The organism is Acinetobacter faecalis, assembly GCF_034187745.1.
Classification (GTDB): Bacteria; Pseudomonadota; Gammaproteobacteria; order Pseudomonadales; family Moraxellaceae; genus Acinetobacter; species Acinetobacter faecalis.
This window is the reverse complement of the sequence record NZ_JAXHPF010000003.1, coordinates 71,698-87,515: the sequence shown is the minus strand read 5'-3', so window position 1 is coordinate 87,515 and position 15,818 is coordinate 71,698. Positions and strand designations below refer to the sequence as shown.

The 15,818-nt window shown below is 34.5% G+C and carries 13 protein-coding genes and 1 pseudogene; 5 read left to right on the top strand and 9 right to left on the bottom strand.

Annotation, left to right across the window (positions count from 1 at the left end; all coding sequences use genetic code 11):
- Positions 1-2: 2 nt before the first annotated feature.
- Together murB and SKM54_RS04025 are read right to left on the bottom strand one after the other, a co-directional pair.
- Positions 3-1,046 (bottom strand): UDP-N-acetylmuramate dehydrogenase, encoded by a 1,044-nt coding sequence (murB, locus tag SKM54_RS04030; RefSeq protein ID WP_321094253.1) that lies wholly within the window; start codon positions 1,044-1,046, stop codon positions 3-5.
- Between the two features lie 10 nt (positions 1,047-1,056).
- Positions 1,057-1,566: a low molecular weight protein-tyrosine-phosphatase gene (locus SKM54_RS04025; protein WP_321094250.1), complete on the bottom strand. Its 510-nt coding sequence runs from the start codon at positions 1,564-1,566 to the stop codon at positions 1,057-1,059.
- A gap of 576 nt (positions 1,567-2,142) precedes the next feature.
- Here SKM54_RS04025 and SKM54_RS04020 point away from each other — a divergent pair.
- Positions 2,143-2,892 (top strand): annotated as a pseudogene (locus SKM54_RS04020) (OmpW/AlkL family protein).
- A 66-nt stretch (positions 2,893-2,958) separates the two neighbouring features.
- Here the strand turns inward: SKM54_RS04020 and dnaX are convergent.
- The 6 genes from dnaX to SKM54_RS03990 form a co-directional block, all read right to left on the bottom strand.
- Positions 2,959-4,983, bottom strand: a complete 2,025-nt coding sequence (dnaX, locus tag SKM54_RS04015) for a DNA polymerase III subunit gamma/tau (RefSeq protein ID WP_321094248.1) — start codon at positions 4,981-4,983, stop codon at positions 2,959-2,961.
- Positions 4,984-5,041: 58 nt separating this feature from the next.
- A complete protein-coding gene (locus SKM54_RS04010; protein WP_321094246.1) occupies positions 5,042-5,767 on the bottom strand; it encodes a hypothetical protein in 726 nt (241 codons plus the stop codon).
- 61 nt (positions 5,768-5,828) lie between these two features.
- Positions 5,829-6,287, bottom strand: coding sequence for a copper resistance protein NlpE N-terminal domain-containing protein (locus tag SKM54_RS04005; protein WP_321094243.1), 459 nt, complete (start codon positions 6,285-6,287; stop codon positions 5,829-5,831).
- Between the two features lie 86 nt (positions 6,288-6,373).
- Positions 6,374-7,630: a serine hydrolase domain-containing protein gene (locus tag SKM54_RS04000; RefSeq protein ID WP_321094242.1), complete on the bottom strand. Its 1,257-nt coding sequence runs from the start codon at positions 7,628-7,630 to the stop codon at positions 6,374-6,376.
- 70 nt (positions 7,631-7,700) lie between these two features.
- Positions 7,701-8,555: a MaoC family dehydratase gene (locus SKM54_RS03995; RefSeq protein WP_321094239.1), complete on the bottom strand. Its 855-nt coding sequence runs from the start codon at positions 8,553-8,555 to the stop codon at positions 7,701-7,703.
- Positions 8,556-8,696: 141 nt separating this feature from the next.
- A complete protein-coding gene (locus SKM54_RS03990) occupies positions 8,697-10,088 on the bottom strand; it encodes a 3-oxoacyl-ACP reductase (RefSeq protein ID WP_321094235.1) in 1,392 nt (463 codons plus the stop codon).
- A gap of 241 nt (positions 10,089-10,329) precedes the next feature.
- Here SKM54_RS03990 and SKM54_RS03985 point away from each other — a divergent pair, with 241 nt between their 5' ends.
- The gene (locus SKM54_RS03985; RefSeq protein ID WP_321094232.1) at positions 10,330-11,859 is read left to right on the top strand and encodes an acetyl-CoA C-acetyltransferase; all 1,530 of its coding nucleotides are present in this window, start codon (positions 10,330-10,332) and stop codon (positions 11,857-11,859) included.
- Positions 11,860-12,570: 711 nt separating this feature from the next.
- Here the strand turns inward: SKM54_RS03985 and aceI are convergent.
- Positions 12,571-12,996 carry a chlorhexidine efflux PACE transporter AceI gene (gene aceI, locus SKM54_RS03980; protein ID WP_154773500.1) on the bottom strand — a complete coding sequence of 142 codons (426 nt, stop codon included), beginning with the start codon at positions 12,994-12,996 and terminating at the stop codon, positions 12,571-12,573.
- Positions 12,997-13,107: 111 nt separating this feature from the next.
- On the opposite strand from aceI, the gene aceR reads away from it, so the two are divergent.
- The 3 genes from aceR to leuE all read left to right on the top strand — a co-directional run bounded on the left by aceR (position 13,108) and on the right by leuE (position 15,796).
- Complete coding sequence (gene aceR / locus SKM54_RS03975) at positions 13,108-14,013, top strand: HTH-type transcriptional regulator AceR (RefSeq protein WP_321094227.1); 906 nt, start codon at positions 13,108-13,110, stop codon at positions 14,011-14,013.
- Between the two features lie 74 nt (positions 14,014-14,087).
- Positions 14,088-15,077, top strand: a complete 990-nt coding sequence (gene tal / locus SKM54_RS03970) for a transaldolase (RefSeq protein WP_321094222.1) — start codon at positions 14,088-14,090, stop codon at positions 15,075-15,077.
- Between the two features lie 71 nt (positions 15,078-15,148).
- Complete coding sequence (gene leuE, locus SKM54_RS03965; protein ID WP_321094219.1) at positions 15,149-15,796, top strand: leucine efflux protein LeuE; 648 nt, start codon at positions 15,149-15,151, stop codon at positions 15,794-15,796.
- The last annotated feature ends 22 nt before the right edge of the window (positions 15,797-15,818 follow it).

Below are 15,818 nucleotides of genomic sequence, written 5' to 3'. Positions count from 1 at the left end.
TATTACCCTGTAATTACATTGTGTATGGAAATCAAGCCTTCTTCATTATATAAAACAGGCTCAGGTTCTAAAGATACACCAAATTTAGCATAAACATCTTGTTGAACCGCTTTATAAGTCGATTGAACGTCTTTTAAATTCGCATCTGCATAATTAACCAAAACCAATGCTTGCTTATGGAACATGCCAACAGTTCCTAGCTTTTTACCTTTCCAACCCGCTTGATCAATCAACCAACCTGCTGCAATTTTCACTTGATTATTCGGCTGCGGATAATGAGGAATATTTGGAAAGGTTTCTGCCAATTTTAAATAAACAGATTGATCTACAACAGGGTTTTTAAAGAAACTTCCTACATTTGGATATTCTTTCGGATCTGGCAATTTTGCTTGACGAATTTGAATCACTTGAGTTTGTAAATTCAAGGCTGTTCTATCTTCACCAACCGCAGTGTTTAAATCGCCATAATGTAGTTTTAAATCTTCGTGTTTTAAAAGTTTAAAAGTTACTGAAATAATCACATAACGATTTGGGTCATCTTTAAAAATACTATGACGATATGAAAATTTGCAATCCGATACAGGAATTGAAACAAACTCTTTTGAATAACGGTCATAAACTTGCACAGAATCTATAAATTCACCAGCTTCCACGCCATAAGCACCAATATTTTGTACAGGTGATGCACCTACTAAACCAGGAATAAGTGCTAAATTTTGTAAGCCAAATAAATTTTGAGATGTCGTCCATAGCACAAAATCGTGCCAAACTTGTCCCGCACCAACACAAATAGTTTTAGAGTTTTCATCTTCAGAAATATCATCTATACCTTGAATATTCATATGAATAACAAGCGCATGAATTTCTTTAGGCAGAAGCATATTGCTGCCACCCGATAAAATCATCACATTCAATTTTTGCTCTTCTGCATAAGCCAATGCATCAACTAACTCTTGTTGTGATTGAACCTTAATGTAGTGCGATGTAATTACGCCCAAACTTAACGTATTAAAAGGTTTCAGTTGAATTTGTGTTTGAATATTCATATTGTGAAACCTATACCGCTAATTCATTTTTAAAAACTTCAACCCAAGCACGACTGCTTGACTCGCATTGATCTAACACACGTTCAAACCCATTTTCACCACCATAATATGGATCTGGTAATGCTTGTTGTTTATATACTTCATCATGCTCACTCATTAAAGCAAGCTGTGGGCGAAGTTTAGTTTTTCCAAACACACTTAAAGCTTTATTTTGAAGAATTTGAATATTTTCTAAATTTTCATGATCCATAGCTAAAATTAAATCAAAATCGATAAAATCTTGTATGTTCAGTTGTCTTGCTCTTAATGATGATAAATCATAACCACGTTTTAACGCATGCTTTTGGCTACGTTCATCAGGCGATTTATTTGGATGATAATTGCTTGTACCCGCAGAATCGACCACGATATTGAGTTGTTGTTGATCGCAAAATTGTCTAAGAACAACTTCCGCCGTAGGAGATCGACAGATATTTCCCAAACAAACACATAACACCTTGTATGGCGTTTTGGACGACATAACAACCTCATCAATATTTATATTTTAACTGCCTTATGTTAAGTGATTTAAAGCTTTAATCCTATATAGAATTTCTATAATAATGTTGAATTTAGTATTAATTTCAATATTAAATCCAATGTATTTTCCTAAATTGAAATTTTGATTAGTGATTAAGCCAAACCAATTACCCTTTTAATATCTTACTAATTGATAGCAGTATAAAAGCGAATTTTTTGTTCGAAATCGTACTATTGATTGTCTTTTTAAAAGATTTTTATCACAATAGATATATTAGAAATACTTAATAGATTATTATTCTTATTTATAATTTACAAAAGTATAAAATAACTGATTAAACAATAATCGAATAATTACTCTAAAATAATAACCTTTAAAATCAATTACTTATTTAATAGAAAGTCATAAGTGAATTGTATATATGTTTGTTTTATAAAATTTTTTATTTCTAATGTTCTTAGTAAAATACTCATAACTATGTAATTTTTATTAACCAATCGTTCCATTTATAAATTAATTCCCTACACTTCACAGTACTTTCAAAACTACTTTGCTACTTCTATTAAGGGAATATATATGAAGCCGTCTTTTAAAACGATTCTCCCAATTGCACTTTTAGGCTTAACTGCTATTACAGCAACGCATGCTGAAACTTCAGATGGTAAAACATTTGGTGTATCTGCAGGTTGGTTACACGTAATGCCACAAAGCTCTGAATAAGGTGTTAACAATCAGCTTGGTAACAATTGGAATATGACAGATAATGCAGGCTTTAAAGTAAAAGACGCAGATACTGCTGGTTTAGCTTTTGATTACTTTGTAAATGACAATGTTTCATTAGAAATGGTTTTAGGTGCACCACCTAAAATGAAATTATCTGGTGTTGGACGAGTAAACCTAATCGGTAATCTTGGTGTTGAATTAGGTGACTATGACAACATTGCTACTACTCGTGCATACACACCTACTGTCTTAGCAAAATACCAATTTGGCACGATTAACAGCAAGATCCGTCCTTACCTTGGTGGTGGTTTGATGTATGCACATTTCAGCGACATTAAAACCGATCCAAACATTGCTCTACCACTGGGTGCAAAAATTGGCAATGTCTCTGTAGATGATGCTATTGCACCTGTAGTAGTTGCTGGTATTGATTACAATATCAACAAAGAATGGTTTGCTACAGCATCTGTTTCATATGCCCATCTTTCTACTGATGCAACATTAACAATTAATTCTTCTACTGGCAGCAAACTCGTTACAGGTAAAAGTGAAATAGAAATCAATCCAATCATAACTTACGTTGGTCTTGGTTACCGCTTCTAATCTTTTATTAGATTAAATAAAAAACAGGCTATTTAGCCTGTTTTTTATGCTCAACGAGCAGAAATATTAAGCTTTAATCTGAATATTTTGTAACTCACCATCAAAAGTTTTCATCAAATCTTGAACAATTGGCTCTGCATTTAATAACTCAACTGTACGTTGATAAGCTCGTTCTTTACGCTCATTTTGCATAGCGAATGGTGTTAAACCCTCTACAGCGCCAAATTGAATTTTGAATAAGGTATTAGACCATTTTGCCTTTAACGCATCTTCCAAATTGGATTGCATTTGAGTGACTAAATGTTGGTATTTTTCAGGTACATGAAACACAGACTCGCCATTAATTTGACCTTGTATTACACCATATTGTGCAATTTCTTGAACTGCGGGTGAAAGTCCACTATTTCTGAACCAATACTCCCACTTATCAACGTTCCATTCACCTTCTAGAACTTGATCTTCTAAGCGCAAAATATCTTGTGGCATTAAAGAGGTTTTTTCTACAGCTAAAACTTCAGCAGGCTGTTCAATTTGAACATTCACTTCAGATGAACTAGGTAACTCTACAAGTTGCTCTGCTTCAGGCTCTACAGAAATTTGAGTCTGTTCTTTAGTTTCAGTAATCGTACTAACAGCTTGATTCACTGGCTGTTCATCAAAACTACTTAGGCTAAAATCTTCTTCTAAAAAATCATCACTTGATGATTCATCTGCTTGATGAGCAGTTTCTTCAACTTCAGATTCATCTAAGCCAAATAACTCATCACCTGTAGATGGATCAAATACAATTTGGTCTGTTTCTGCTTGATGGGTCGTTTGAATATCAACAGTTTGATTTGGCTCAGCTTGTGGTTTTTCTTCTACAGAAAATTCAGCCACATATTCTGCTGTAGTTTGCTCAACTGCCAAGGTTGGAGCTTGTACTACTGGAGCAGTTAAAGTTACTGTTTCAACTTGTTGCGTTTGTTGAATAGGTTGATGTTGATTCACAACAACTTCATTTGGCTGTAATGGTCTAAATGCGAGTAAACGCAATATACACATTTCAAAGCCTTGTTCTTGCGTTACAGATAACTGTAAATCTGCACGACCTTTACACGCAATTTGGTAATAAAGCTGTAAATCTTGTGCAGAAACCAACTGCGATAATTGCATGATTTTTTGATTAATTTCAGCACTATATTTCAGACTTAAATCTGGTAAATACTGTAATAATGCAAGTTCATGCAATGTTGAAATAAACTGATCTAAAACCAATGATACATCTAAAGCTTGTTGTCTAAACTGAATCAGCAAATCGCTCACTCGTTGCTTTTGGTTTTGATGTATTGCAAGAATAAGATCATAAATAATTGTGCGATCAATTAATCCCAACATTTCTTTAACATCTTGGTGATGAATTGCACCTTGACCATAAGCAATCGCTTGGTCTGTTAAAGATAATGCATCACGCAATGAACCTTGCGCAGATTCGGCAATTTGCCAAAGTGCGTCTTGTTCAGACTGAATACTTTCTTTAGCCAAAATATCTGTTAAATGTGTTGTAATTTCATCTACAGCTAATGGACGTAATGTAAATTGCAAACAACGTGAAATTACAGTAATTGGTAACTTTTGTGGATCTGTCGTTGCGAAAAGAAATTTCACATGCTCTGGCGGTTCTTCTAATGTTTTGAGTAACGCATTAAATGAATGCGTTGAAAGCATATGCACTTCATCAATCAAGTAAACTTTAAAACGACCTTGCGTAGGCGCATAAGGAACGTTATCTAATAATTCACGTGTATCTTCAACTTTTGTACGTGATGCTGCATCAATTTCAATTAAATCGATAAAACGACCTTCATTTACAGCATTACATGTTGGACATACTTCACACGGCGTAGATGTAACGCCAGTTTCGCAGTTCAAGCACTTTGCCAAAATACGAGCGATTGTTGTTTTACCAACACCGCGCGTTCCCGTAAATAAATAAGCATGATGCAAACGACCACGTTCCAATGCGCTTGTTAATGCACGTGACACATGGTTTTGCCCGACTAACTCATTAAAATTACGAGGACGGTATTTTCGTGCGAGTACTTGATACATGTATGCTCCTTTTTATAGGTATAAGGATACTGTTTTTTTGATAAAGAGTGAATGAAAACTATTGATTTGGGCTTACTTCTGCAACAATCTTTTTAATCTGATCTGTATTCATCAGTTGAATTTGATAATTTGAATCAACCACCTTAAAAATAATAACTTTATCTTGTGTGACTTCCACTAACCGATATTTTTCATCATTATCATTCTTTAAATAAACATATGGTGCTCTATCCAACTCTACAATTTTAAGTTCAGCATTAAGTGCTGTTACACACAACAAAATCATACCTAATGTCACATAACGTATAGTACGATCAAATTCTTTGTCAGTTAATAGAGCAAGAATCAATCCAGAAATAGCGGATATCCATAATAAAATACCCACCCTAAAAATATTTGTAAAATAGTTCAACAAGAACCACTCTACAAAAATCATAATTCCTAAAAAAACTGTTAAATTATTTCCATATTTTTTTTGCTGTCTAGATAAAAGCTCTTGTACATCTGCTTCATTATTTAATAACTTTACTTTCTTTTTACCTGAAATATATTTAATGATTTTTTTAAACAATAGTTCAACAATCAATATATTAGAAAATAATAAAATAAATAAAATGATTACTTTTACAACTTCAACGAAATAGATTGATGGTGTTAGTAATGACATAACCCACAAAGCATCCAATCTATAATAAAAGTATGCCTGTGATGTCACTGATACCAATACTGAAATTGTAGAAATTAATGCAATAAGATCTGTAAGACTTAATTCCTTAAGTTTCATAAACTAAAAGATCAAATAAATAATAGATCTGATATCACATAATTTATGACTTAAGCAAATCTTAAACCACTGAATCCAATAAAAAATCATTTTGTGCTTGGTATGGTTCTGCTGTTTTATCAACACGAATTTCTAGAATTTTATTTTCTAAATCTACAAATAACTGATTTCTTGTTTGAACATTCAACAACTCTAATTTTGTTTGTGCAGAATCTTTAAATACAATTTTACCTTGAAGCGTTTCAATTTCATTGTGCCCACTTAGACTTTCACGCTTAAGCACATAAGTCATATCATCTTTCAGCTCTACATCTACCGCCATTCCTGGGCAATCTTCACATCTAGAAAAACAGCCCATGCACGGCGTAGTTCCCTGATAATACCCTACCCATTGAGGAATAATTTTCTTTTCCACCAATTTATCATTCACTTCACTTACTTGAGTATTAGGCTGATTTGACTCCTGACAACCCAACAATACAGAAGATGCAAATAATGGAATAAGTATGCGATTTTTCATAAAACAAAATAATTAAAATATTTGATACAATATAACATAGCTAAATAAAAGCTCAGAATAAAACCACCTACTTTTATCTAATAAAACTAAAACCATCCCTTATAACCATACAAGTCAGCATCTGCACAGCGCAAGGTTTCTTGAGTGAGTCCCCACAAACGGTAATCACCTGTAATAGAACCTGTTTGAAAATTATGAGTATATGCAAAACTTAATTGTCTTTGAAGATCACACCAAGCACCTGAACCATTAAAGCCAATATGCCCAAAACCATGTGGCGCTTTTTTACCTAAAGTTAGCAAACGGTGAAATCCCAAACGCCAATGCATAGCAATAGGCATAACTCTGTCTCGTTTTATATATTGAATAGTCGATAATTGTTGGAATATTTCAGGCTTAATAAATTGTTGATTATTCCATGTTCCTTTATTTGCAAGCATTGCATAAATTTTCGCTAAACTTTGTGCCGTAAATACACCGTTTGCAGCAGGAATAATCGCTTTTAGCGCACTCTCATCAAACATGCTTAATTTACTCATACCCTTAGGAATCATTGCATCTTGAAAATCTAAAGGATTATGTCCACTAAATTCCATTAAGCGATCCATATGCGTTTTTTTTCGTTTTACTTTTTTAGCATTTGGATTAAATGGTTTTAGTTCTTTTTTATTTGTGGGTAATGGTCTAGCAACTCTGTTCATTTCATATTCTGGCACGCCATAAAATGCACCATCTAAATTCAGCGGTTTTATTAAATATTGCTCCATTAATTCTTTAAGTGATTTATTTGTAGCTTTTTCAAGTAACCCACCCACTTGCCAACCAAATGTAAATGGTTGATAGGCAGCGTCTGCACCCACGCTAAATCTAGGTGTTGCTTGCTCTATAACTTGCAACATGTACGACCAATCGGTCATCTCTACAGCATCTTGAATATTTGAACGAATATCAAACAAACCACTTTGATGACACAGCATATGCCTCAAAGTAATTTTCTCTTTACCATTTTGAGCGAACTCAGGCCAATATTGTGCAACTGGCGTATCGTAATTTAAGAAGCCTTCGCTCACCAAAATATGTGCTAATGTTGCTAATACGCCCTTACCTGTCGAATAGCATACAGACAGCGTGTCTGACTGCCAGTTTTCACTAATTGATTTTTTCCCAGTAAAAATATCAATAACTTTTTCACCTTGGAAAAATACGACCAATGCAGCGCCACCATATCCTGTACGCGCATCTTGCATTTGGCTAAATTGCTTTGCTAAATCTTTAAAACGTGGGTCAACATATCCCTTATAGTTTTTTTGATTAGCAAATAAATACTGCGGAATTCGGTTCATCTATACAATCCTTTGCATAAATTTTATTTTATATAAAAAAACCTAAATCACTTGATTTAGGCTTCTTAGATTAAAGTGCTTTTACACTTCCTGCTACATGTGGCTTCTTATTCTTGGCATTTTGAATTAAGAAGTTTGTCTCATTTGCATCTTGGGTAGTTAAAAACTCAACTTTAGATGGCAAATACATTGGCAATTTAAAAGACACATCTGCTTCATAAGCATCTGGCAAACTTAAATGAGATAATGCCTTTGCTTTACTCCACATTCCGTGTGCAATGGCTTGCTTAAAACCAAAAGCTTTTGCAGTAATTGCATGAATATGAATTAAATTAAAATCGCCTGAAGTTAAAGCATAACGACGACCCGTATTTTCAGATACATTCCATTCACTCGTAGTTTGATACTCTGGCTTCTTCGCTTTAGTTTCTTTAGCAGATACCTTATTGCCTGTTTTTTGACGTGCTAAATATGTTGTTAAAGATTCAACCACAACATCATTACCCACTTTAACAGTAGTAATAAAATCAAATTGAACACCTTTATCATGTGGTTTTAAATCACCAAATTTACATGACAATAAAAGTTGTTCATTCACACCAATTTTACGTAATTGCTTCACTTGGTTTCGAATATGCACTAAACCTAAAATTGCAAATGGAAACGCCTCTTGCGTCATCATATGCATTTGTAAACTTTGTGATAAAACAGCCAAATAAATTGCAGGAATATAACCGTTATTTTTAAAACCCGTCACTTCGTTATAGGCTTTTAAATGCTTTGCATCAACTTTAAATGAGTCCACCACATATTCAACTTGCGGCAGGACTTTTTCACCTTTTGGCTTTTTAAAAATCAAACCTTGAATAACTTTTGGATAAGCTAAATAAGGCTTTGGAAGTTGATTAAAATGGCGAGTATTCATACTTAACCCTTAATTTTTTAATTGCATACATGGAATACGCTCACCTATTCAAGAGAGCATTAAAGAAAGAGTCGATCATATTTTCTACTCATTCATCTCCCTCTCCTAAATCCTCTCCCTGAAGGAGAGGACTTTAAGGCATTAAGCGCCTAACAAGCTTTGACCACATACACGAACAACGTTTCCATTTAAACCTGAAGATGCTGTTGATGCAAACATCGCAATTGTTTCTGCAACGTCTACAGGCAAACCACCTTGGCTCATAGAGTTCATACGGCGACCTGCTTCACGAATAGCAAATGGAATAGCCGCAGTCATTTGCGTTTCAATGAAACCTGGCGCTACTGCGTTAATAGTTACACCATTTTTCAATAACGGCGCAGTAAATTTCACAACACCAATTACACCAGCTTTAGAAACTGCATAGTTGGTTTGACCTAAATTACCTGCAATACCTGAAATTGAAGATACGCAAACAATACGACCATTTTCATTAATACCATCGTTAGAAATTAAGTAATCATTCACACGTTCAATTGCTGAAAGGTTAATGTTAATGACTAAATCCCAAAGCTCTGGCTTCATATTTGCCAAAGTTTTATCGCGTGTAATGCCTGCATTATGAACAATAATATCTAGTCCACCATGTTCAGCAGCCGCAGCTTTAATTTTTTCACCTGCATCCGCAGCAGTAATATCAATGGCTAATGTAGAACCACCAATTTCAGCAGCAACACGATCTAAATCTGCTTGTTGTTGCGGTACATCTAAACAAATAACATGTGCACCATCACGTGAAAGTACATGTGCAATTGCTTCACCAATACCACGGCTTGCACCTGTTACCACTGCTGTTTTGCCCGCAAGCGGTTTTGTCCAATCAATATCGACAGTTTTTGCTTTAGAAACACGAATCACTTGACCCGAAACATAAGCAGAACGTGGCGAAATAGTAAAACGCAATGCAGACTCTAAATTGTCTTTAGCAGTTGGATCTACATAAACCAAGTTAGCTGCAATACCTTTCTTAAATTCTTTAGCAACAGATTTTACAAAACCTTCAAGCGCGCGCTGTGCAATTGATTGTTTAACAGTTTTTGCAGATTCTGGATTAATACCCACAACAACCACACGACCAGAAGCTTGAACTTGGCGTGCAATTGGATTGAAAAATGCATATAACTCGTGAAGTTGTTCTGAGTTTTCAATACCTGAAGCATCAAAAATAACAACTTTAAATTTAGACTCTTTATCACCTTCATTAAATGCACTTAGGTTTAAGCCTACTTTTGCCGCAGCTTGTTGTAATTCTACATTATTTCCTGCATAAGCATTTGCATGAACATTTGCCAATACTTGCGCAATCGAACCAGACAAACTACTTGTAGATGCCGCACCAAATAAAACCGCACCTTGAACCACAGGCGTTGCTGATACAAAACGATCTAATAAAGTTGGTGATGGTAAGCCTAAGTTTTTAATGACAAGTTTACCAATGGTAGATTTTGCGAATGCTTGATATTGGTCACTCATGTTTATTATCTCTCATGCAAATTAATTTTTGATGAATCTGGATGTCATCTTTTAACTTCAATGTGATGCCAAATACTTATATTTCAACAGATCCGTCAGTTTCTCTTGAATAATACTTGAGTTAAAGTCTATATGTCTTGACCTGAATGCATACCACAGCGTCATTTTAGTCAATTGAGCTTTTTCTCTAGTATGATAATGTACGTTATATATTGATGATTAACATGCTTGGAAAAGCCTTATGAGCAAGATAACTCAAGAAAATCCAGCAGTCGATAATTCTGTAGCAAAACCTGTGTCAAATACATCAAAAAGTACAACTCGCGCTAAAAGTACTGGCACAGCTGCTAAAGCTGCAAACACAACGACTAAAACAACAACGACTCGAACTCCTTCAACACGTAGAGCTAGCACTGCTACATCTACAAAAACTGCAGCTACAAAAACAGTTAAACCAAAAACCCAACCTAAAATTCAACAAGGTCAATCCATGAGTCAAAACACAGTTCGTCGCGTAGCTATTATTGGCGGCAATCGTATTCCTTTCGCTCGTTCTAACGGTGCATATTTTTCAGCTTCAAACTCTGACATGTTTACAGCTGCATTAAATGGTTTAGTAGAACGCTTTAACCTTCAAGGTCAAAGACTTGGTGAAGTTGTTGCTGGCGCAGTGCTTAAACATAGCCGTGACTTCAACATGACTCGTGAATGTGTTTTAAATACAGCTCTTGCACCTGAAACACCTGCTTTTGACTTACAACAAGCATGTGGTACTGGCTTACAAGCTGCATTTTTAGTGGCGAATAAAATTGCACTTGGTCAAATTGAAGTGGGTATTGCAGGTGGTGTAGATACGACATCAGATGCCCCTATTGCATTTGGTGATGGCTTACGTAAAGCCCTACTTGAATTGAATATTGCAAAAACTGCAAAAGATCGCTTTAAAGCTTTAGCTAAAATTAATGTTAAAGACTTAATGGATGCTCCTAAAAATGGTGAGCCACGTACAGGGCTTTCTATGGGTGATCATCAAGCATTGACGACGCTTGAATGGGGTATTGCTCGTGAAGCGCAAGATGAACTTGCAGCATCTTCACATCAAAAAATGGCAGCAGCTTATGAAGAAGGCTTCTTCGATGACCTAATTACGCCATTTTTAGGTTTAGAACGTGACAATAACTTACGTGCAGATTCAACCGTAGAAAAACTTGCAAAATTACGCCCTGCTTTTGGTAAAGGCGATGCTCGTACTATGACTGCTGGTAATTCTACACCACTTACAGATGGTGCATCATGTGTGCTTTTAGCGTCTGAAGAATGGGCAAAAGAAAACGGTCATGAAGTTCTTGCTTACCTAACGTTCACTGAAACTGCTGCTGTAGATTTTGTAAACAAAAAAGAAGGCTTATTGATGGCGCCTGCTTATGCAGTTCCACGCATGCTTGAACGTGCTGGCCTTAAACTTCAAGATTTCGATTACTACGAAATTCACGAAGCATTTGCATCACAAGTACTTTCAACATTAAAAGCTTGGGAAGATCCTAAATTCTGTAAAGATCGTTTAGGCTTAGAAGCGCCTTTAGGTTCAATTGACCGTAGCAAACTGAATGTAAAAGGCTCTTCACTTGCAGCAGGTCATCCATTTGCTGCAACTGGTGGTCGTATTATTGCAACTGCTGCAAAACTGATTAGCCAAAAAGGTTCAGGTCGTGTTTTAGTTTCGATTTGTGCTGCGGGTGGTCAAGGCGTTACTGCAATTATTGAAAAATAATAAAGCACCTTATAAAAAGCATCTCATTTGAGGTGCTTTTTTAGTTTAAAAATCAAGTAAATCGATCAGTTAACTTTTTGATAAAAATAAGATATATTCCTTGGCACACGAATAAGACAAAATAATCATGAAGAGTCCTCAGCCATTTTTCTTCTATATAAACTCACTAATTCCCTATTATTATTTCTATCTTATTCCAGTTATTTTATGCCTTATTGTTGTAAGTTTCGATTTTCAATTTCATGGAATTTTTACAGAAACAATCAATTCAACACTTTCTAGCAAGCATAAATTTATTAACGATTTTTTTGCTATTTGTTCTTATTCAGTCATGATTTTAATTTTCTTCAACTATTTTAGGCTCAATTTAGATCGCGCACACAAAAATCAACTTAGATTAAACTATCGTAAATTAACCACACAAAAGCAATCATTATTTGGTTTTCTTGGTTTAGCTTTTTTAATATTTATTCTATTTTTCTTTTGTATAAGCTGGTTGTTTATTTCAGATACATTACCTAGTAAAAATTCTAAAGGATACTTTTTCAGTTATATAACTAATTTTGCACATCCATATATCAGTGTTTTTGCAGTAAGTCTTCAATATTTACTTATTGTATTTTTCACACTTTATTTTGTATATGCACTCAATATGCGTAAATATCGTTAATATAAAAAAGGGAGCTCAATAGCTCCCTTTTATTTTTACATTTAAGAATGAACTACGCCATAACCTAAACGCGCTTCAATATGGTCATAAAACCATTGGAAGATAAATGTATAAACCAAAATACACATGGTTAAACTAAAATCGAGCACAATTGCTTGCCAAATTGTCATATCCATTGCATAAGCCACCATAGGAATTGTTGCTAGCATTAAGCCACCTTCAAATCCAATTGCATGCAAAATACGAACTCTTATAGTTCTTTTTAGCTTACGTTTTGCCTCAAACTTTTCAAAAAAATGGTTAAAAATCATATTCCAAATTACTGAAGTAACCGCCATGGCAATACCCAATGAGCCTGTAACTTCTAATGGCATATGAAAGATAAAACTCAAAGCTACCGCAATGATTACCAATAGGATAATTTCATAGCTCAAAGCATGAATAATCCTTCTTTTGGAAATCAACATTTTAATTCTCTCTAAAGTTCTTTGTTTAAGATGAGTGAATTATATTTCCACTTATTTGAATGATTAAGTTAGAATCTATCAATTATTTTGAAAGATAAGAAATTTATAATTATGAATATCAATCAAGATCAATTGCTCATTTTTAAAACTGTTATTGAAACAGGTTCATTTTCTGCTGCTGCAAGAAAGCTTGGAAAAGTGCCATCTGCGGTAAGCATGTCTATTGCCAACTTAGAAATAGATTTAAATTTACAACTTTTTCAAAGGATTGGACGTGAACCTATTCCTACAGAAGAAGCTTTGGTTCTTTATGAAAAAACCGAACAGCTCTTAATTGAAATGAAACAATGGAAGCAACATGCTTTTGCGCTGAGTTCTGGCTTAGAATCATCTTTAAATATTGTTGTCGTTTCAGAGCTTATACATACAAATTGGACAGACTATATATCTTTATTAGAAAAAAATTTTCCACAATTACAAATTAATATATTCACTGCTCCACAAGAAGATGCCACAAAAATGTTAATGAATGGCAATGCCCAACTTGCATTAATGTTTGAACGTGAACAATTAGAAAGCAACGAACAATTTGTAGAATTAAAGCGTGAAGTTTTAGTTCCTGTATCATCTAAAAATTTTGAGTTGGCTAAATTTGATCATGTAAGTTTTGAGCAAATTTTACAAAGCCGTCAAATTGTTGTTGCAAGCCGAGATAAATCTATTAAACCTGAACTGCTCTATTCGAAATCTTATTGGCGTACAGACAATCATCATTCTGCATGTTCTATTATTTTACAAAACTTAGCTTGGGGTGTTTTACCCCTTGAAATGTTTAATGAAAACCCAGAACTGAAACATCAATTAAAGATTTTAAACTTTTCAGATTTCACGCCAAAGTTTGAATACTTCGTAGATTTGGTCTGGAGTCGTGAAAGCCAATTGGGCGCAGCTGCTCGTTTTTTGATTAATCACATAAGAAATGAACGAAAAAAACCGAATTTAGCTGAACAAAATTAAGGAAGATACTTTGCCAATCAAAAGTTTGTGCTATAAATAAATGATGGGTAAACAACTTTAAAGAATAGAAACGAATGACACTTACAGCCTTAAATCAATTAAAAAAATTGACCACCATTGTTGCAGATAGTAGCGACTTAGCAGCAATTGAAAAGTTCCGCCCATTAGATGCAACGACAAATCCATCTTTAATTACGGCTGCAGCAAACCAAGCAGAAAACTTAGAACTTATTCAAAGTGCATTTGCTCAAGCTAAAAATGAAAACTATGAAGATGATGAGCTGATTGAACGCACTATCGATATTTTAACGGTCAAATTTGGTGTAGAAATTTTAAAACTCATTGATGGTCGTGTATCTACAGAAGTTGATGCTGCTTTATCTTATGACACAGAAGCAACGGTTGCTAAAGCAAAAGAATTATTGGCTTTATACAAAGCGTACGGCGTAGATCAAAACAGAATTTTAATTAAAATTGCATCTACATGGGAAGGCATTCAAGCTGCGCGTATTTTAGAGGCTGAAGGCATTCACTGTAATTTAACCCTGCTCTTTGGCTTACACCAAGCTCAAGCATGTGCTGATGCAAAAGTAACACTCATTTCACCATTTGTGGGTCGTATTTTAGATTGGTACAAAAAAGCAGAAAATGTAGATGCTTACCCTATCGATAAAGACCCTGGTGTACTGTCTGTAAAACAGATTTATCATTTCTACAAACAACACAATATTAAAACGGAAATTATGGGCGCAAGCTTCCGTAGTATTGACCAAGTTTTAGGTTTAGCTGGCTGCGATTTATTAACCGTTGCACCAAATTTACTTGCGGAATTAGATCAAGATACTCGCACAGTTGAAGCTCAACTTTCTGAAAATCAAGTATCGGAAAATAATCCTCAAGATCTTGTAGCGTTAAACAAAGAAAGTTTTAAACAAGCAATTGAACATGACTTGATGTCATCTCAATTATTACAAGGTGGTATAGATGGCTTTATTAAAGCACGTGAACAATTAAATAGTTTATTGCGTCAATCTTTCGGAATTGATGCTGAAATAAAAGCTTAATCACACTTTTAAACCATTTTTATAGCCGATGTTGATATACTCACATCGGCTTTTTATTTGAGTTCTGCCTCGTGTTTGGTATCACAGATTTAGCAACCTATATTATTGGCACAATTTTAATTGTGATATTACCAGGCCCAAACTCATTGTTTGTAATGTCTGTTGCTTCTCGATTTGGTATTAAAGCTGGTTACAAAGGTGCTTTGGGCATTTACACCGGCGATATGATTTTAATTATATTAACTGCCTTAGGTGCTGCATCTTTACTTCATGCTTTTCCGTGGCTATTCATTTTATTAAAAGTGGTTGGTGCAACTTATTTAAGCTATTTAGGTATTAAGTTACTTATTGCTGCGTACCATACATTTAACGCGGTAAAAATACCTGAAAGAGTAGAAGAAAAGCAATCTTTAGAACAAGTTAAGCCATTTAGTACGGCACTAACAATTAGCATTTTAAACCCTAAAGCGATTTTATTTTATTTGTCTTTTTTTGTGCAATTTGTAGATCCTGCTTATACATACCCTGCAATTACTTTCACAGCACTTGCAATTATTTTACAAATTATCAGCATGAGCTACTTAACTATTCTTATTTTTTCTGGTGCAAAATTAGCATCTTACTTTTCAAACAGATTTAAACTTACCGCCATTTGTGTAGCAAGTGTTGGAATATTATTTTGTGGTTTTGGCTTAAAACTCGCAACATCAACTCTTTAGTTCCTTACTCACTTTTTAGATA